17 protein-coding genes are annotated in these 17085 nt (G+C 57.7%); 8 read left to right on the forward strand and 9 right to left on the reverse strand.

Going from position 1 to position 17085, the window contains the following annotated elements:
- Together FJU08_RS15240 and FJU08_RS15245 are read left to right on the forward strand one after the other, a co-directional pair.
- Positions 1 to 1179 (forward strand): aminotransferase class V-fold PLP-dependent enzyme, encoded by a 1179-nt coding sequence (locus FJU08_RS15240; protein WP_141149875.1) that lies wholly within the window; start codon positions 1 to 3, stop codon positions 1177 to 1179.
- Positions 1180 to 1264: 85 nt separating this feature from the next.
- The gene (locus tag FJU08_RS15245) at positions 1265 to 1984 is read left to right on the forward strand and encodes a FadR/GntR family transcriptional regulator (protein ID WP_141149876.1); all 720 of its coding nucleotides are present in this window, start codon (positions 1265 to 1267) and stop codon (positions 1982 to 1984) included.
- A gap of 38 nt (positions 1985 to 2022) precedes the next feature.
- Here FJU08_RS15245 and FJU08_RS15250 read toward each other — a convergent pair whose 3' ends face one another.
- From FJU08_RS15250 to FJU08_RS15270, 5 genes are all read right to left on the reverse strand, one after another.
- A complete protein-coding gene (locus FJU08_RS15250; protein ID WP_141149877.1) occupies positions 2023 to 2997 on the reverse strand; it encodes an ABC transporter ATP-binding protein in 975 nt (324 codons plus the stop codon).
- Positions 2994 to 4010 carry an ABC transporter ATP-binding protein gene (locus FJU08_RS15255; protein WP_141149878.1) on the reverse strand — a complete coding sequence of 339 codons (1017 nt, stop codon included), beginning with the start codon at positions 4008 to 4010 and terminating at the stop codon, positions 2994 to 2996. Before FJU08_RS15255 ends, FJU08_RS15250 begins: the two co-directional genes overlap by 4 nt.
- A 7-nt stretch (positions 4011 to 4017) precedes the next feature.
- Complete coding sequence (locus FJU08_RS15260; protein WP_141149879.1) at positions 4018 to 4971, reverse strand: ABC transporter permease; 954 nt, start codon at positions 4969 to 4971, stop codon at positions 4018 to 4020.
- Positions 4972 to 4979: 8 nt separating this feature from the next.
- Positions 4980 to 6059, reverse strand: a complete 1080-nt coding sequence (locus FJU08_RS15265) for an ABC transporter permease (RefSeq protein ID WP_141149880.1) — start codon at positions 6057 to 6059, stop codon at positions 4980 to 4982.
- A 67-nt stretch (positions 6060 to 6126) separates the two neighbouring features.
- On the reverse strand, positions 6127 to 7743 hold the full coding sequence (locus tag FJU08_RS15270; RefSeq protein ID WP_141149881.1) for an ABC transporter substrate-binding protein: 1617 nt from the start codon (positions 7741 to 7743) through the stop codon (positions 6127 to 6129).
- Between the two features lie 340 nt (positions 7744 to 8083).
- Between FJU08_RS15270 and FJU08_RS15275 the strand changes: the two genes are divergently transcribed.
- The 5 genes from FJU08_RS15275 to FJU08_RS15295 all read left to right on the forward strand — a co-directional run bounded on the left by FJU08_RS15275 (position 8084) and on the right by FJU08_RS15295 (position 11692).
- A complete protein-coding gene (locus FJU08_RS15275) occupies positions 8084 to 9499 on the forward strand; it encodes a dipeptidase (protein ID WP_141149882.1) in 1416 nt (471 codons plus the stop codon).
- 572 nt (positions 9500 to 10071) lie between these two features.
- Positions 10072 to 10362, forward strand: coding sequence for a hypothetical protein (locus FJU08_RS15280; protein ID WP_141149883.1), 291 nt, complete (start codon positions 10072 to 10074; stop codon positions 10360 to 10362).
- 152 nt (positions 10363 to 10514) lie between these two features.
- Positions 10515 to 10766: a hypothetical protein gene (locus tag FJU08_RS15285; protein ID WP_141149884.1), complete on the forward strand. Its 252-nt coding sequence runs from the start codon at positions 10515 to 10517 to the stop codon at positions 10764 to 10766.
- A gap of 334 nt (positions 10767 to 11100) precedes the next feature.
- Complete coding sequence (locus FJU08_RS15290; RefSeq protein ID WP_141149885.1) at positions 11101 to 11367, forward strand: hypothetical protein; 267 nt, start codon at positions 11101 to 11103, stop codon at positions 11365 to 11367.
- Positions 11368 to 11437: 70 nt separating this feature from the next.
- Positions 11438 to 11692, forward strand: a complete 255-nt coding sequence (locus tag FJU08_RS15295) for a hypothetical protein (protein ID WP_141149886.1) — start codon at positions 11438 to 11440, stop codon at positions 11690 to 11692.
- 99 nt (positions 11693 to 11791) lie between these two features.
- Here the strand turns inward: FJU08_RS15295 and FJU08_RS15300 are convergent, their stop codons facing one another.
- From FJU08_RS15300 to prmB, 4 genes are all read right to left on the reverse strand, one after another.
- A complete protein-coding gene (locus tag FJU08_RS15300) occupies positions 11792 to 12835 on the reverse strand; it encodes a TRAP transporter substrate-binding protein (protein WP_141149887.1) in 1044 nt (347 codons plus the stop codon).
- A 101-nt stretch (positions 12836 to 12936) separates the two neighbouring features.
- Positions 12937 to 14259, reverse strand: a complete 1323-nt coding sequence (locus FJU08_RS15305; protein WP_141149888.1) for a TRAP transporter large permease — start codon at positions 14257 to 14259, stop codon at positions 12937 to 12939.
- Positions 14256 to 14765 carry a TRAP transporter small permease subunit gene (locus tag FJU08_RS15310; protein WP_141149889.1) on the reverse strand — a complete coding sequence of 170 codons (510 nt, stop codon included), beginning with the start codon at positions 14763 to 14765 and terminating at the stop codon, positions 14256 to 14258. The genes FJU08_RS15305 and FJU08_RS15310 overlap by 4 nt, the downstream gene beginning before the upstream one ends.
- A 471-nt stretch (positions 14766 to 15236) precedes the next feature.
- Complete coding sequence (gene prmB, locus FJU08_RS15315) at positions 15237 to 16157, reverse strand: 50S ribosomal protein L3 N(5)-glutamine methyltransferase (RefSeq protein WP_141149890.1); 921 nt, start codon at positions 16155 to 16157, stop codon at positions 15237 to 15239.
- A gap of 116 nt (positions 16158 to 16273) precedes the next feature.
- Here prmB and FJU08_RS15320 point away from each other — a divergent pair, with 116 nt between their 5' ends.
- On the forward strand, positions 16274 to 17083 hold the full coding sequence (locus FJU08_RS15320) for a pseudouridine synthase (RefSeq protein WP_141149891.1): 810 nt from the start codon (positions 16274 to 16276) through the stop codon (positions 17081 to 17083).
- Positions 17084 to 17085: the final 2 nt, after the last annotated feature.

Here is a 17085-nt window from a genome sequence, read left to right on the forward strand (position 1 = left end):
TTGTCCGAAAATCTCGCTCGTCAGTTTCTTCTCGATGAAACCGTCGTCTTCCTCAATCACGGCTCTTATGGCGCCTGCCCGCGCCCGGTCTTCGAGACCTGGCAGGGATGGCAGCGGCTGCTGGAAAGCCAGCCGGTCGCTTTTCTCGATCCCAAACGCGGCTATGTCGAGCGCATGCGCAATTCGCGCGAGGCGATGGCCACTGAACTCGGCACCTCAGCCGACAATGTCGTTGGCGTGGTCAATGCAACAGCGGGTCTCAACATCGTTGCCCAGTCGCTGAAGCTTGCGCCGGGTGACGAGATCCTGACGACAGATCATGAATATGCCGCACTTGAAAAGACCTGGGCCTATGTCTGCCGCCGCACGGGCGCGGTGGTGAAACCGGTCACGGTGCCATTGCCGCTTACCAGCGAAGCTGACTTCACCGCTGCGATTCTCGAAGGCATGAATGAACGAACCCGTGTGCTGTTCTTAAGCCATATCACCTCGCCAACGGCTCTGGTCTTCCCGATCGAAAACGTCGTCGCCGAGGCGAAGCGGCGCGGGATCTGGACCGTCATCGACGGGGCCCACACGCCGGGCCATATTCCGCTTGATCTTGAAGCACTCGACGTCGATTTCTACGCGGGCAACTGCCACAAATGGATGATGGCGCCAAAGGGCTCGGCCTTTCTCTATGTCCGCCCGGAATTGCAGACGATGATCGATCCGCTGGTGATCAGCCATGGCTGGACGGCTGACAACAAGGAGCCCGGCGCTGTCGGCCCGTTCGGCAACACGCCCTTCATCGACAGTATCGAGATGCAGGGTACGCGCGACCCCTCCGCCTGGATGACCGTTGTCGAGGCAATCCGCTTCCGCCAGGCCAATGACTGGAACGAGGTGGCCATCCGCTGCCGCGACCTGGCTCAGGCAACGGCTGCCGAGATGGCACGCATCACCGGCCTTCATCCCCTCAGCGCTCCGCAGTTCTGCGCACCGCAAATGGTGGCGATGCCGATCCCGCCCTGCGATCCGGAATGGGTGCATGACACGCTGATCCGCGACTACAATATCGAGATCCCGGTCTTCCGCTGGAAGGACCATCATATCGCCCGGCTTTCGGTTCAGGGCTACAATAATCACAAGCAGACGGAGGCGCTTGTCGATGCGCTCAAGGCCATCCTGCAGCTCTGAAACACAGCCTGAGGCACTTGTATGTTTGTCCGACAACTGACATATAGAGCGCCTGATTGACCGGAGCATTGGAAGGCCACGTAACGTGACCAGTGAGCAAAGCGCAGCGCGCTATATCGAACCTATCGGCAAGAAGACCCGCGGCGCGCAGGTGCTCGACGCGCTTGCCGATATGGTTGAAAAGGCAGGGCTGAAAGTGGGCGACCGGCTGCCGCCGGAAACCACGCTTGCAGAGCGCTGCGGCGTCGGCCGTTCCACCGTGCGTGAAGCGCTGAACCGCTGGGAGGGCCTCGGCATCATCCGCCGCAAGCAGGGGGATGGCACTTATCTGACGGCCAGCGTGCGCTCCTATCACGACTTCGTGCCCACCAGTGTCCGGCTGGAAGGCGAAGCATTGCTAAGGCTGATGCAGGTACGGCGTGCGCTTGAACAATCCGTTGTCCGGCTGGCTGCCGAAAACGCAACCCCGGAACAATGCAGGGACATTGCCCTGAAATGCGACGTCCTGCTGGATCTCGTCGCCTCCGGCCAGCCCTGGCACCAGGCCGATGCCGATTTCCACGCCGCTGTCTATGACGCCTCGGCCAATCCGATGTTCGGACGCATTCTTCAGCGCGTCGACGAGGTGCTGGAGCGCTCCAAGGAATCGCCCTTCGGCCAGAAGGAATTCGGCCTTGCCTCCTTCCCCATGCATCGCGACCTGTCAGACGCGATCGCCGCCCACCAACCGGATGCCGCCGTGCTGGCGATCGATCAGATCATCGACAGCGTCGAGGACGAGATCCGCCGCATGGCCGATCTCTGAGGCAGATTTCTTTATTCCTGTGTTCAAAAAAGGCGGGATCAGTCCCGCCCTTCTTCGACGGCGTGGCAAGCGACGCGGGTTTCGCCCGCCGCCATGATGGCCGGCGCTTCGTTCTGGCAGCGCTCATTGGCCAGCGGACAGCGCGGATGGAACGGACAGCCTGTCGGCGGGTTGAGCGGCGAAGGCAATTCACCGGAAAGCTTGATGCGTTCGCCGCGCCGATCAGGATCGGCAATCGGCGTCGCGGACAAAAGCGCCCGCGTATAGGGATGGCGCGGATTGGAAAACAGCGTCTCCGAGGGTGCCATTTCAACCGCACTGCCGAGATACATGACCAGAACATCATCGGCAATATATTGCACCACCGCGAGATTGTGGGAAATGAACATCAAGGTCAGATCAAGCTGGCTTTTCAGCCGTTTCAAAAGATTGAGGATCTGCGCCTGAACCGAGACATCAAGCGCCGAGGTCGGCTCGTCGCAAACGACGAATTCCGGCTCAAGGATCAGGGCGCGGGCGATCCCGATGCGCTGACGCTGACCGCCGGAGAATTCATGCGGATAGCGGTCCGCTGCCTGCGGCGGCAGGCCGACCAGCTGCAGGATATCAAGCACCGCCTTGCGACGGCTCTGCCGATCACCGATCCCGTGGATCACCAGACCTTCGGCAATGGAGTTGCCGATCGGCTGCCGCGGATCGAGCGATGAATAGGGATCCTGAAAGATGATCTGGATCCGCTTGCTGACATCGACATCGGACGGACCGCTGGCGCCCGCAATCTGGCGGCCATCAAAACGGATCTCGCCCTCACTCGGCGGAAACAGGCCGACGACGATGCGCGCCAGTGTCGACTTGCCGCAGCCGCTCTCGCCCACCACGCCGAGGGTGCGGCCTTTTTCAATCGAGAGGCTGACATTGTTGACCGCCTTCACCTCCCCCTTGACGCCCTGCAACAATCCGCCACGGACAACGAAATTCATCGTGACATTGTCAACTTCGAGCAATGTTGTCATGCCTGCTGCACCTCACTCCCGGTCATCTCTGTTTCGCCTTCCACCAGCCAGCAACGGCAGCGACGTCCGCCCCCGACCCTGACAATGGGCGGCCGCGCGGTCTCGCAGCGTGGCTCATTCGCCGCCTGTCTGGCCGCACAGCGCGGTGAGAACAGACAGCCCGGCGGCAATTGCGTCAGTTGCGGCACCCGCCCGGAGATCACTTCCAGTTCATCGGTTTCCTCGCCGATCACCGGAACGGAGCGCAAAAGCGCCTGGGTATAGGGGTGCTTCGGCGTCCTGAACAGGCTGCGGACATCGGCATATTCCACAACCTGGCCGGCATACATGACAGCAACATTGTCCGCCATTTCAGCCACAACGCCGAGATCATGGGTGATGAGGATGATCGCGGTTCCGAAATCGCGCTGCAGATCGCGCATCAGATCAAGGATCTGCGCCTGGATCGTCACGTCCAGCGCCGTCGTCGGCTCATCGGCGATCAGCACTTCCGGCCGGCAGGCAAGCGCCATGGCGATCATCACCCGCTGGGCCATGCCGCCGGACATTTCATGCGGATAGGCCTTCATCCGGCGCGCCGCATCGGGAATGCCGACATCGGCGAGCATCTTCTCGGCCGCCACCGCTGCTTCGCGCTTGCCCATATTCTGGTGCAGCATGAAGACCTCGGCAATCTGGGCACCAACGGTGTGCACCGGATTGAGCGAGGATGAAGGATCCTGAAAAATCATCGAAATCCGGTTGCCGCGTATCCGGCTCAGCTCATCCGGTGACTTCACCGTCAGATCATCGCCATCAAGCAGGATCTCGCCGCCGACCACTTTTCCGGGATAGGCGACGAGCCCCATGATGCTCATGGCCGTGACAGACTTGCCGCAGCCGCTTTCACCAACAACACACAGCGTCTCGCCAGCTTCAAGCCGGATGGAAACCTTGTCTACCGCCCTCGCCGTGCCGGCGCGGGTTTCGAAAACCGTGCTCAGATTGCGAATATCTAGGATAGGTCCTGTCATGTCCGCCTCACGTGTTCAGACGCGGGTCAAGCGCATCACGCAGACCATCGCCCAGTAGGTTGAAGCCCAGCACGGTGATCATGATCGCCAGCCCCGGGAAGAAGACCAGATGCGGTGCGGAGAAGATCTGGTTGCGCTCCGTTCCGAGCATGGTTCCCCATTCAGCCATGGGCGGCTGCGCGCCGAGGCCAAGGAAGGAAAGACCCGCAGCATCGAGAATGGCCGTTGCAATGCCGAGCGTTGCCAGAACCACAATCGGCGTCAGCGCATTGGGAAGGACACGGCGGAACAGGATCCGCCATTTGCTGCCGCCAAGCACACGGGTCGCAGCAACGAAATCGAGCGTCTTCACCGATAACACGCTCGCTCTTGTGACACGCGCATAGGCTGGCACCGAGACAATCGATATCGCAAGCAGCGCGTTGACGATCCCCGGCCCAAGCACCGCGACAATGGCGATGGCAAGCAGCAGCGATGGGAAGCCCAGGATCACATCCATGATCCGCATGACGATATTGTCGATCCAGCCACCGAAATAGCCGGATATGGCGCCGAGAAAGACGCCGACAATCAGCGCCGCACTCACCGTCGTAAGACCAATCATCAGGCTGATGCGTGAGCCATAGACGAGACGTGAGAAGTAATCGCGGGTATTGCCGTCAATCCCCATCAGATGCTGGGGATGTTCGGCGGGACAGCCGAGAAGATGGATGCAGGGCGGCTCACGGCGCTTGACCTTTTCAATACCGATCAGAACCTCGTTCGGATCATAGGGCGCGATCACCGGCGCGAAAATGGCGACCATCAGAAGAATGCCGATAATGGCGAGACCGATCTGGCCGGAGCGCTTGCGCAACAGCCGCAGCCAGGTCTGCTTCCACAGGGGAACCGGATCGCCGATCAGACCCTCTTCGCTGATATTGTCCGCCACGGCGGCGGAAACCTTGTTCAGACGTGTCATGACGGGTCCTATTGCGGCCTGAGGCGCGGATCGAGATATGAATAGGAGAGATCGACGATCAGGTTGATCACCACATAGGCAATCGCGATCAGCACGGTAAAGGCCTGGACCACCGGATAATCCCGCGCAAAAATGGCATCGACCAGCATGCGGCCGACCCCGGCCAGCCCGAACACGGTTTCGGTCAGAACCGCGCCGCCGAGCAGCGCACCCATCTGAAGTCCAAGAATGGTAACGACCGGAAGCAGCGCATTGCCAAGTGCGTGACGGCGGACCACCTTGCGCTCCAGCACGCCCTTGGCCCGGGCGGTGCGGATATAATCGCGGCCCAGCACATCAAGCAGTGAGGAACGGGTAATTCGGGCAATCACCGCCATGGGGATGGTCGAAAGCGCGATCACCGGCAGGATCATATGCCGGATCGCATCCCAGAAGACCGGCCAGTTGCCCGTGACCAGCGCATTGAGAATGTAGAGATTGGAGAGGAATTCGAGGAATTTTGCCCAGGTCGAGCCGGCAACGAGCTGCAGATGCCAGACCTCGTAGAAGGGCACGGAGCTCACTCCTGCCGATAGCCGGCCCGATGGCGGCAGCCAGAAGGGTGTGCCGCGCAGAAGCACGCCGAAAACATAGGCCAGCATCAGACCAAGCCAGAAAACCGGCATCGAGATGCCGACATTGGCAAGCATCATCGTGCCGACATCCGCTGCCGAATTATGACGCCTTGCGGCCAGAATGCCGAGCCCGATGCCGGCAATGGTGGCAACGAACAAGGCCATCAGCGACAGTTCGATCGTCATCGGCAGGCGCTCGATCATGATCTGGGTCACGGGACGGGAAAAGCGAATGGATTCGCCGAAATTGCCGTGGGCTATGTCGTTGACATAGACGAGAAACTGCGTGGTGATCGGCTTGTCCAGGCCATATTGCACGGTGAAAACGGCACAGGTCTCATCGGACACCTTGTCGCCGAGCATGGCGCGGCAGGGATCACCCGGAATAAGGCGGGCAAGCGCAAAGGTGACGATGAGAATACCGAAAATCACCGGGACAGAGACCAGCACGCGTTTGGCTGCATATCCAAGCATGGGAACTCTCAAATCTCAGGAAAAGAGGGGCGAACGCATCACGCGCCCGCCCGCAAGGTGATCCGCCTTACTTGGCGTTCATCAGGCTGCCCCAGAGATAGGTATAGTAGTCGAAGGCACCGGTATTGCCGACATGGGCGGGATTGGAGGCATCGATGCCGGCGGCCCAGGAGGCGACGACGTCATTGGCGTCGAAATCCGAACCATCCGTGAATTTCACGCCTTCGCGCAGATGGCAGGTGTAAACCGTCGAGTCGTCATTGGCGTCGCAGGCGGTTGCCAGAGCCGGAACGATCTCGCCGCTGTCCTTGGCGTAATCGAACAGGGCTTCGGTGATCGGCGTGCAGGCGGAAAGCGATTCACCATCGGTTTCGTCACCGCAGTAAAGGCTGATCGGCTCGGCATTCTGCATGAAGACCAGCGTATCCTTGCCCGGATCCTCATCCTGAAGGCGCGGAGCGCCAAACGGGCGGACGATGGCATTCTTGACATTGGCGCGGGCAGCATAGGCCGAGGCACCATGAACGATCGGCACCATCGGAACGAATTCCTTCAGCGCATTGTTAGCTTCAGCATAGAGCGGCTCGGCCTTGGCAACATCGGCGATGGTCGAAGCCTTGATCAGCGGCTCATAGACTTCAGGGATGGCATTGCCGAAGGACTTGGTGCCCTTGGTGAAGTGATAATCGAGGAAGTTGGTGACATGCGGATAGTCCGCACCCCAGCCCAGCAGGAAGAAGCCGTCGAGCGCGCCGGCGCTGGCCTGGCTGATGAACTCGCCCGATTCCATCGGCACGACTTCGGCATCAATGCCGAGATTCTGCTTCAGCTGAGTCTGGAATTCAACCGCAATCACGCTCGGCTCCGGCAGATAGGAGCGGAATACGTCACGATAATAGATTTTGGTCTTGAAGCCATCCGGATAACCGGCCTCTGCCAGAAGCTTCTTGGCAGCATCGGGATCGAAAGAATACCAGTCATCGCCGGCGCAGCCATTCGGCAGCGAGCAGGGCGTGAAGTGCGATGCGACCTCCGATCCGGCGGGGTAGAAATTATCGACGATACGCTGACGGTCAATGCCCATGGCAACGGCCTGACGCACCTTGACATTGTCGAACGGCTTGAAGGTGTTGACCATGCCGAGATAGAGCACGTTCGGGGCGGGTTGCGGCAGGAACTGCAGATCAGGATCGGCCTTGACGCCATCGAAATCGTCGGGGCTGATATTGGTGATCTCGTCAACCGTGCCGGCCCGCAGCTCGTTCAGACGGCCAGCGCCTGAATCGTTCCAGCGCATCACCAGCGTCTTGTAGGCAGGCTCGTCGCCCCAGTAATTGTCGTTACGGGTCATGACGATGGAATCGCCGCGGTTCCAGCTTTCCAGCTTGAACGGACCGGTACCGATCGGATCGTCCAGCAATGCGCCTTTCGGGCCAGCCTCGGCAATATGCTCAGACGGCTGGATGCCAAAGACCACGAAAGCAGCCTTGGCCTCAAAGGCCGGATCAGGAGAGCACATGGTGAAGGTCACGGTATGCTCATCCGTTGCAACGATCGACTTGATTTTCCCACCATAGTCGCAATTGGGCGCCTCAACGCTCATACCGTCGAAACTATAGGCGGATCCGGCGGCAAGGCACAGCATCGCAGCGCCAGCCAGACCGAAAAGGTAGCGGTTTTTCATCGGAAGACTCCAGTTTATTTTTCGTGACGTTGACGCCACGTTGTTATTCCCCTGTGGAACGGCATTTATCGCCATGTTTTTGCATTCTGGAAAACAGAACATCCACTTCTGAACTGCATTACGTGTTTGATACTTTGTGACTTTTCAGGAAAAATTCTGGCCTTACTCCTCGCAGCCGCGTGAAGGCTTGACATTGGCGATAGCGAGAATAATGGTAGGATGTCAGACAAATTGTCAAGGCTGGATTTGGGATTACCTGTCGCCGATTTTGCCAGCGACGAACCGGCCACATCCTGACGGCCAGACGCCCGACCAGCCCCCTTTCCCGTAAAGGATATCCATGCCTGTGAATGACCTTGAAACCGTGCTGGCCCGCGTTGATGACAATCTTCCGACCAGCCTGGACACGCTCTTTGATCTCCTGCGGATCAAATCCATTTCCACCGACCCCGATTTTGCCGGCGACTGCCGCAAGGCGGCCGACTTTCTCGCAGCCTATCTTGAAACGCTGGGTTTTTCCGCCAGCGTGCGCAACACCGAGGGGCATCCTGTGGTCCTCGCCCATCACGCCGCCGACCACCCCGGCCGTCCGCATGTGCTGTTTTACGGGCACTATGACGTCCAGCCCGTTGACCCCTTGAACCTGTGGGACACAGATCCTTTCGAACCCCAATTGCGACAAAGCCCCAAAGGCGACAAGGTGATTGCCGCGCGCGGTGCCAATGACGACAAGGGGCAGTTGATGACCTTTGTTGAGGCCATTCGCGCCTACAAGGATATCAGAGGCACGATCCCACTCAACCTCACCATCCTGTTTGAAGGCGAGGAAGAGGCTGGCTCCAAATCCCTGCCGGCTTTCCTGAGAGACAATGTCGAAGCGCTGAAAGGCGATTTCGCCATGGTTTGCGATACCGGCATGTGGGACCGCGATACCCCCTCCATCTGCGCCGGACTGCGCGGCATGGTCAGTGAGGAAATCATTGTCCATGCAGCAAACCGGGACCTGCATTCCGGCGGCTTTGGCGGACTGGCCGCCAACCCGATCCATATCGTCTCGACAATTGTTGCCGGCCTGCATGATGCGACCGGCGCCATAACGCTTGATGGCTTTTATGACGGCGTTGCTGAGACACCGCCAGAGCTTAAGGCGAAATGGGCAAGTCTGGAAGGCACGCAGGAAGACATGATGCGTGAGGTGGGGCTTTCCATTCCGGTCGGAGAAAAGGGCCGCTCGATGCTGGAACTGAACTGGGCACGGCCGACAGCCGAAGTCAACGGCATTACCGGAGGCTATCAGGGGCAAGGTTTCAAGACGGTGATTGCCGCCCAAGCGTCGGCCAAGATTTCCTTTCGCCTGGTCGGAAAACAGAACCCGGCAAAGATCCGCGACAGCTTCCGGGCCTATGTCGAGAAATGTATTCCGGACGATTGCAGTGTTGAATTCATAGCCCATGGCAGTGCGGCGGCCGTTCAGCTGCCCTATGAATCGCCGCTCCTGAGCGCCGCAAAAACCGCGCTTTCCGATGAATGGCAAAAGCCGGCCATTGTCACCGGCGGTGGCGGATCAATCCCCATTGTCGGCGACTTCCAGTCGACACTCGGCATGGATTCTCTGCTTGTCGGTTTCGGCCTTTCCGATGACAATGGCCACTCCCCCAACGAGAAATACAATCTGACGTCTTTCCACAAGGGCATCCGTTCATGGATCCGCATCATTGATGCCGTTTCCGGCATCAAGGGCGACGTCGCTTTCTGAAGCCATTCCCCGAACCGGCGCGACCGTGAGGCCGCGCCGGAAACCCATCCACGGCCCGGACCAATGACGCTGCCCGGCGCCCCGCCTTCCCGATATGATACGCTTTCACCACTCCCGGTTCGCTGGCTTCCCCTGCGGCCGTTCGGCGGATCGGGACCTGATCCCTTCAGACATCGCGACACAAATATATTTCCCAAATACGCATCGAAATATTAAGTATAAATTTAATATTATCAGCGTATAAATCCTTGTAATATTATTTATAAAAACTATTGTACTATTTTACGCGCAATAAATAATTATTCACGTCAAGGAGGCAAACCTTTTACCTAAATATACATGAATGAATACCGCGTTTTTCGCCGGTATAATTCAGATTTCACTAGAAATGGCGGCAGTCTCTCGGCTTTCGCGCTTCCCAAGGGAAGCCGTTATTCAGAACCGATAGATAATCGTCGCTTAGCTTTGCTGAACGCATCGCGTCAGCACCCCGGCCTTGACGCAAGGCCATCCTTGAAAGCCGCCAAAGCCATACCGGCGCGGCGAGACAGATAGACAGAAAGGACAGTATCATGCTTGGTTTTGGATTAGGAATGGGCTTGGGCCACGCCTTCACGAAGCGGCACAGCTCGCAAGTGGTCAACAACAACTACTATATCGGCGGACAGGGCGGCGGTCACTGCATGTCGATGAACCCTTTCTCAGGGTTCGGCGGATATGGCAATAATGGCTATAATGGCTACAACAGCGGCAATTCCCTGTTCGGCTCCGTCAGCAACATCATCGGCCAGTTCATGGGCGGCATCTTCGGCGGCATGTTCCAAAACCCGATGATGAGCATGATGGGCGGCCTGCGCTTCTAGTTCCGACCATGGCCATCTGCCCGCCTATGGCAGATGGCCGACAAGCACGCTGATAAAAGTCCGCAAGACCTCTCCCGCAAGGCGAGACAGTTCGGACCCATCCCGCAGCATGGCGGACCCCATGCGATCAATCAATTTTCAGGAGACACAACATGCAATTGGCAACCATCGCCAACGATATGGCGACCAGGGCTCAGGATGCTCAAAAGGCCAGCGAAACACTTGAAATTGCAAGGCAGCAGAGCCAGAACTCCGCAGAGACGCATAAGCAGACCCTGCGAAACAATGATCATGAGTTCAATCGCTCATCAATGAAAATACTCCAGAAAACCCTACTAGAAATGCCCGCTGATGCCATGGAATTCGGTAAGGAAGCGCAGCAGAAACTTGGCCAGGCCTCCTGACACAAGACTTCATCTCAAAATTTAAACGCCGGGCGTATTTCGTCCGGCGTTTTTTTTGTTTTGTGTATTACATTACAAATACACGATACGGAATATTTTAAAAACTTAATGTAATAATAATTTTTATCTATTAAGGTATATATCCAAACATTTACGCAAATTACCAATTTTTAATTGGATTTTCTAAGCCGGAAATATTAGTTCTATATTCGTCGATACAGAAAACAGAAAATACAAATAAACATATAGGCGTTTCATAAGTTAGTGAATCCAACCTTTGATACGCTAGAATGCCCCAAAGCAGCAACTCTGCGCAAAAAAAAGGAAGAAAAACATGTCGAACGCACACTCTGTTACCTGGAATGGAAAGCACAACCACCGCAAGACAAATGGGACCCTCGAAATCGACGGCCCGTTTCGTGATCGCACGGTGAACATCAACAGCAAGCATGGTCTGTTCGGAAGACGCCGCAAGGGCAGCGTAACGACGAGCAGCCAGCTGACCCCGGCAGGCCAGGATCTCAAGAACAGCGCTCAGCAGGTTCAGCAGGGCAGGCAGGGCATAAAGCACGCCCTCGGCGAAGGCCTGAAATTCTCCTAATACCTTGAAAAACCGTAATTAACATTGCTCGAAACCGGGCATAACCCTAGTAACTTGAAAGGATATCGATATGGGTGGAATTGGAACCGTCATCGCTACAACGATGCTGCAGAATGCACAGGCCAAAAAGCAGGAATGGTCAAGCTGCATGATGGATATGCAGCAGTCCAAGCGCTCCTTCCAGCAGAGCATGATCAACAAATCGAGTGAAGGCCGTCGTAGCCGTCGCAACATTAACATCACGAAGAACGAAGAAGTCTTCAAGGACTCCATGGACCAGACCAAGAAGTCACAGCAGAACATCGGCAGCAGTGCCGGCGCGTAATCCGCTTCTGGTCACGCTTCTGCGCGTCGGAACCTTCAGGTTCCGACGCGTCTTTTTTGGTTTCTGCTACAGCATCGGCCCAAAAAGTGCACGCATGCCTCAGGAGCGATAGGGCGGGCCAGCGGCAACCATATCCTGCTGATATTGCTTGAGGATCTCGATCACCTTGGCATTGCGGTCGCTTTGGGTTGCAATCTCGTCCCAGAATGCACCTGCCGCATCCTCGACCGTTTTCCATTCATCAGCCGGGATTGTTGTCAGCTTCATCTTGTCGCCATGGGCGCGCAGCTTCGCCTCACCGCCCCAGTACCAGTGCAGGCGATGCAGGTGGGATGAATCCGTGCACATACGGAACAGCACTTTCAGATAATCCGGCACTTCCGCCCAGCGCTCCGAATTGACGAAGAAGGAGCCGCACCAGCCGCCGGAGATGTTGTTGGTCAGGAAGTAATCGGTCACGTCGGCCCAGCCAACCGTATAGTCCTCGGTAATGCCGGACCAGGCGAGACCATCCAGTTCACCGGTCTGCATGGCGACCTGCACGTCTTCCCAGGGCAGCGTCACCGGCACGACACCGAACTGCGACAGGAACTTGCCCGCCGTCGGGAAGGTGAAGACTTTCAGACCCTTCAGATCAGCCAGGCTGGTGATCGGCTTCACCGTGGCGAAGTTGCACGGATCCCAGGCACCGGCCGAAATCCACTGAACGCCAACCTCTGCATAGGCCTTGTCCCAGATATCCGCGAGGCCATATTCGTAAAACAGCGTCGGCACATCCATGTTGTAGCGCGAGGCGAAGGGGAAGTAGCCACCGAAGACCTTGATGTCGAGCGGTGAATTCATCGAATCATCATCCGACTGAACGGCATCGATCGTGCCATTCTGCATGGCGCGGAACAGTTCACCCGTCGGCACCAGCTGATCGGAGGTGTAAAGCTCGATCTCCATGGCGCCATTGGCGGCCTTGTTGAAGGCTTCGATGCTGGGCTTGATCACGAATTCGGCCAGCGCCGGACCTGCATAGGTCTGAAGACGCCAGGTGATCTTCTTGTCCTGGGCACGCACCGCCGGTGCGGCAAGCGCGGTTGCGCCTGCGGCCGTCGCCAGCCCTGCCGATTTGAGAAAAGAACGTCTGCTGTTCATTGCTGTTTCCCTCTTTTTTTTTGCGTTTCGGCCGGACGGTCCCCCGCCCCAGGCCGGCAGAAACGGGGCAGCAATGCCACCCCGCCTTACCCGCGCCGTCCTCAGCGCGCGTAAACCATATTCGGCAGCCAGAGCGCGATCTCCGGAAATGCCGTGACGATGCCAAGCCCGATCAGCATGATGATGACGAAGGGCCAGACCGATCGATAAATGTCAGTGAGCGAAATTTCCCGCGGCGCCATGGCCCGCATCAAAAACAGATTATAGCCGAAGGGCGGTGTCATATAGGCAATCTGACAGGTGATGGTGTAGAGCACGCCATACCAGACCAGATCGAAGCCCATATGACCGACCAGCGGTACATAAAGCGGTGCGACGATGACCAGCATTGCCGTGTCATCCAGGAAAGTGCCCATCACCAGATAGGAAATCTGCATCAGGATCAGGATCTGCCAGGGGCTCAATTCCCAGCGTTCCAGCAACAGGTGCTCCAGCGCCTTGACGGCGCCGAGGCCATCAAACACCGCGCCGAAGCACAGCGCTGCCAGAATGATCCACATGAACATGCAGGAAATGCCAAGCGTCTGCTCGACCGTGCGTTCCAGCAGTTTCCAGGTCAGGCGTTTTTTGATCAGCGCCGCCACCATGGCCGACAAAGCACCAATCGCCGAACTTTCGGTCAATGAGGTAATGCCCATCATGAACAGCCCCATCATCAGAAAGAAGATGGCAAAGGGGATAATGCCGGCGCGCAACAGTTTCAGCTTCTCAGCCATCGGCATGTCCCGTTCTTCTTTCGAGAGCGACGGTCCGAGGCGCGGATTAATGCGGCAGCGAATAATAATGTAGATGACGAAGAGTGCAGCCAGCAACAGGCCCGGCAGGACACCGGCAATCCACAGCTTGCCGACCGGCTGGCGGGCAATCATGCCGTAAAGCACCAGCACCACGCTTGGCGGCACCAGAATGCCGAGCGAGGACCCGGCCTGGATGACGCCCGACACCATGATCTTGTCATAGCCGCGGCGCAGAAGTTCCGGCAGCGCGATGGTGGCGCCGATCGCCATGCCCGCGACCGAGAGCCCGTTCATGGCAGAAATCACCACCATCAGTCCGATCGTACCGACGGCAAGCCCCCCTGGCAGCCCGCCCATCCAGACATGAAAGGCCTTGTAGAGATCCTCGGCGATGCCGGATTCCGACAGCATGTAGCCCATGAAGATGAACATGGGCAGCGTCAGCATCGGGTACCATTTCATCAGCTTCATGCCAGCCGAAAAGCCAAGCTCCGAGCCCCCTGTCCCCCACAGGAAGGCCGCGGCAACAACGCCGACAACGCCAATCGCGGCGAAGACGCGCTGACCGGTCAGCATGGTCAGCATCATCGATGCGAACATCAAAAGCGCGATCATCTGATAGCTCATTGGATCGGCCTCCCGATGGCGGTCGCCAGATCCTTGAAGAAGATCGACGTTGTCTGCAGAAAGGTGAGGAAAATGCCGATAACCATGATGATCTTCACCGGCGCCATATAGGGCGCCCAGCTGGAATAGCTGGTTTCACCATATTTAAGCGCATAGCTGGTGGACGATACGCCGCCGATCATCAGGAAAATCAGATAGGTAAAAAGCATGAAGACGGTGACCGCATCAACAATGGCGCGCGTGCGCGGTGTCCAGCGGCCGTAAAGCAGATCCATGCGCACATGACTGTCGAGCTGCAGCGCATAAGCCCCACCAAGCAGGAAATAGCCGGTCATCATGAACTGCGCCGTCTCCAGCGTCCATTGCGATGGCAGGAAGAACGTTTTGGAGATCGACGACCACAACAGCACCGCCATCATGGCGAAAATGCCCCACATGACGATGCGGCCGATCACCCGGTTGAAACGGTCGACAAGCCGGACATAAGTCTTGATAGCCTCAGGCATTGCAGGCTCCCGGCACGCATTTCATGCTGCTTTGCAGGGTCGCAAAGAATTGCCTGATCGCTTGCGTAAAACGTCTCAGAATAAAAATCGGCTGCAAGCGCGAAATGCACGGCCCGTTCTGCCGACTGTTCAGTCGAAACAGCAAAACGGCCGGACGGCAGCCGCTTCCGGGCCGCTGTACGGTATAAAATTGCATTAGATTGTCGTTCCCCGTCTTATTTATAGACAAAATCATCAATCACAGAACGACGCTTGTCAATCATCGCATAGCGCTTTGTATTCGCGTTGCAGCATTGGATCTGTCATTCGTCAGCTTAAACGGTGATAATTGTATAACTGTCCGCATATCACCCGGCAGAACCACTTTGTCCCGCCTGCCTATCCGTTTCATTCCGGGCAAACGAAAACCGCCGGCCTGGCGGCCAGCGGTCAGATTATTGACAGAACCTGAACACCCGCGACGGGGAATGCTCACGCCACGCCCAACGCCTCGGCCGTGACGAAGAAGACGGCATCCTGCGAGGCTTCGGTTTCGAGCCAGAGAAATTCGATATCGGGAAATTCTTCCTCAAGGATTTCGCGACCCGCGCCGATCTCGCAGATAAGTCCGCCACCGGGATTGAGAAAAGCCGGCGCAGCGACGAGGATACGGCGAACGAGATCAAGGCCATCCTCGCCTCCATCATGGGCAAGCGCTGGCTCAGCCTGATACTCGGCCGGATAGGCTTCAACCGCGTCATGTTCGACATAGGGCGGATTGGTGATGATCAGATCATAGGTCCGGCCTTCGAGAGGCGCGAAGAGATCACCCTCAAACAGGCTCACCTGATCTGCAACATCATGTTCGGCGACATTCAGTTTCGCGACTTCGAGTGCATCCCCGGAAAGGTCGACGGCATCGACTTCGGCATTGGCGAAGAACTTCGCCGCCAGAACCGCGAGACAGCCCGAACCGGTGCAGATATCAACCGCTGTTTCCACGCTCATCGGATCCGGCAGGAAGGAAGACCCGCCAAGTTCGATATATTCGTGAAACAGGATCTCGCCGATATGCGAACGCGGCACGATCACCCGTTCATCGACCAGAAAGCGGACACCCTGAATATAGGCATGGCCTGTAATGTAGGAAGATGGCTTGCGGGTTGAAACGCGCGTCTCAATTCGCTCGGCCAGAAGCCGCCGCTCGGACGCGAGAAGCCTTGCATCCAGAAATGGATCGAGCGCATCAATCGGCAGATCGAGACTGTCAAGCAGCAGGAAAGCCGCGTCGTCCGATGCATTCGATGAGCCGTGGCCGTAACTCAGTTCGGCAGCGCTGAAGCGCGATATCGCATAGCGCCAGAAATCGCGCAATGTTACGAGTTCGCCGATAATATCGTCTTTGGTCGTCATGATCCCGTCCCGAATCTGGTTTGACTGCCGGTCGCTGATGATCCAGTTGTTTACAATCGGCCTTCCGTCCGGTCAAAGGCTGAAACGGAGTGGTTCACTATCTGATGGTCGCCCCGATGAAAGACAGACGCAAACGCCTCTCCCCCGGCCGCGCGCCGGCGCAAAAGCCGGCACCCCGCCCGCCCGCCAGTGGCAAGCGGGCAACGCTGGCGCGGGCGCTTTCCAAGCGCGGTTTCTGTTCGCGAAGCCAGGCCGAACGGCTGGTTGCCGATGGCCGCGTCAGCCTCGACGGACGGGTCATCACCAGTCCGGAGACCTGGGTGGATATCGAAACGGCCCGGATCAGCGTGGACGGGACCCCGGTCCATGCGGAAAAGCCGGTCTATCTGATGCTGAACAAGCCGCGTGGCCTCGTCACCACGCGACATGATCCCGAAGGCCGGGAGACGGTTTATGCCTGCCTGACAGACTATGCCGGCACGCATATTTCCCCGGTTGGCCGGCTCGACAAGGCCAGTGAGGGCCTGCTTCTCTTTACCAATGACACGGTGCTGGCCCAGGCGCTTCTGGACCCCGAAACCCATGTCGCCAAGATCTATCATGTGCAGGTTGACTGTGTCGCTGATGACGCCCTTGTTGAAAAGCTGGTCGCAGGCATCACCCATGACGGTGAATTTCTGACGGCAGCAGCGGTCAGGATTCTGCGCGGGGGCGAAAAAAACAGCTGGCTTTCAATCACACTTGAAGAAGGGCGCAACCGCCAGATCCGCCGCATGCTTGAAGCGCTTGGCATTGCCTGCCTTCGCCTCCTGCGTGTGGCGATCGGCGATATTACGCTTGGTGACCTCGAAAAAGGCGCCGTCCGGCCGCTCAGTGAGGCAGAAATCGCCACTTTGCGGCAGGGGACGGGCCTCTCCAAGCAGTAAGG

The sequence above is a fragment of the Martelella alba genome (assembly GCF_006516955.1).
GTDB lineage: Bacteria > Pseudomonadota > Alphaproteobacteria > Rhizobiales > Rhizobiaceae > Martelella > Martelella alba.

Bases quoted from the DNA above. Each gene is read 5' to 3' on its own strand.
- FJU08_RS15250 (WP_141149877.1), bottom strand. From the start codon at position 2,997: ATGACAACATTGCTCGAAGTTGACAATGTCACGATGAATTTCGTTGTC.
- FJU08_RS15255 (WP_141149878.1), bottom strand. From the start codon at position 4,010: ATGACAGGACCTATCCTAGATATTCGCAATCTGAGCACGGTTTTCGAA.
- FJU08_RS15260 (WP_141149879.1), bottom strand. From the start codon at position 4,971: ATGACACGTCTGAACAAGGTTTCCGCCGCCGTGGCGGACAATATCAGC.
- FJU08_RS15265 (WP_141149880.1), bottom strand. From the start codon at position 6,059: ATGCTTGGATATGCAGCCAAACGCGTGCTGGTCTCTGTCCCGGTGATT.
- FJU08_RS15270 (WP_141149881.1), bottom strand. From the start codon at position 7,743: ATGAAAAACCGCTACCTTTTCGGTCTGGCTGGCGCTGCGATGCTGTGC.
- FJU08_RS15275 (WP_141149882.1), top strand. From the start codon at position 8,084: ATGCCTGTGAATGACCTTGAAACCGTGCTGGCCCGCGTTGATGACAAT.
- FJU08_RS15280 (WP_141149883.1), top strand. From the start codon at position 10,072: ATGCTTGGTTTTGGATTAGGAATGGGCTTGGGCCACGCCTTCACGAAG.
- FJU08_RS15285 (WP_141149884.1), top strand. From the start codon at position 10,515: ATGCAATTGGCAACCATCGCCAACGATATGGCGACCAGGGCTCAGGAT.
- FJU08_RS15290 (WP_141149885.1), top strand. From the start codon at position 11,101: ATGTCGAACGCACACTCTGTTACCTGGAATGGAAAGCACAACCACCGC.
- FJU08_RS15295 (WP_141149886.1), top strand. From the start codon at position 11,438: ATGGGTGGAATTGGAACCGTCATCGCTACAACGATGCTGCAGAATGCA.
- FJU08_RS15300 (WP_141149887.1), bottom strand. From the start codon at position 12,835: ATGAACAGCAGACGTTCTTTTCTCAAATCGGCAGGGCTGGCGACGGCC.
- FJU08_RS15305 (WP_141149888.1), bottom strand. From the start codon at position 14,259: ATGAGCTATCAGATGATCGCGCTTTTGATGTTCGCATCGATGATGCTG.
- FJU08_RS15310 (WP_141149889.1), bottom strand. From the start codon at position 14,765: ATGCCTGAGGCTATCAAGACTTATGTCCGGCTTGTCGACCGTTTCAAC.
- prmB (WP_141149890.1), bottom strand. From the start codon at position 16,157: ATGACGACCAAAGACGATATTATCGGCGAACTCGTAACATTGCGCGAT.
- FJU08_RS15320 (WP_141149891.1), top strand. From the start codon at position 16,274: ATGAAAGACAGACGCAAACGCCTCTCCCCCGGCCGCGCGCCGGCGCAA.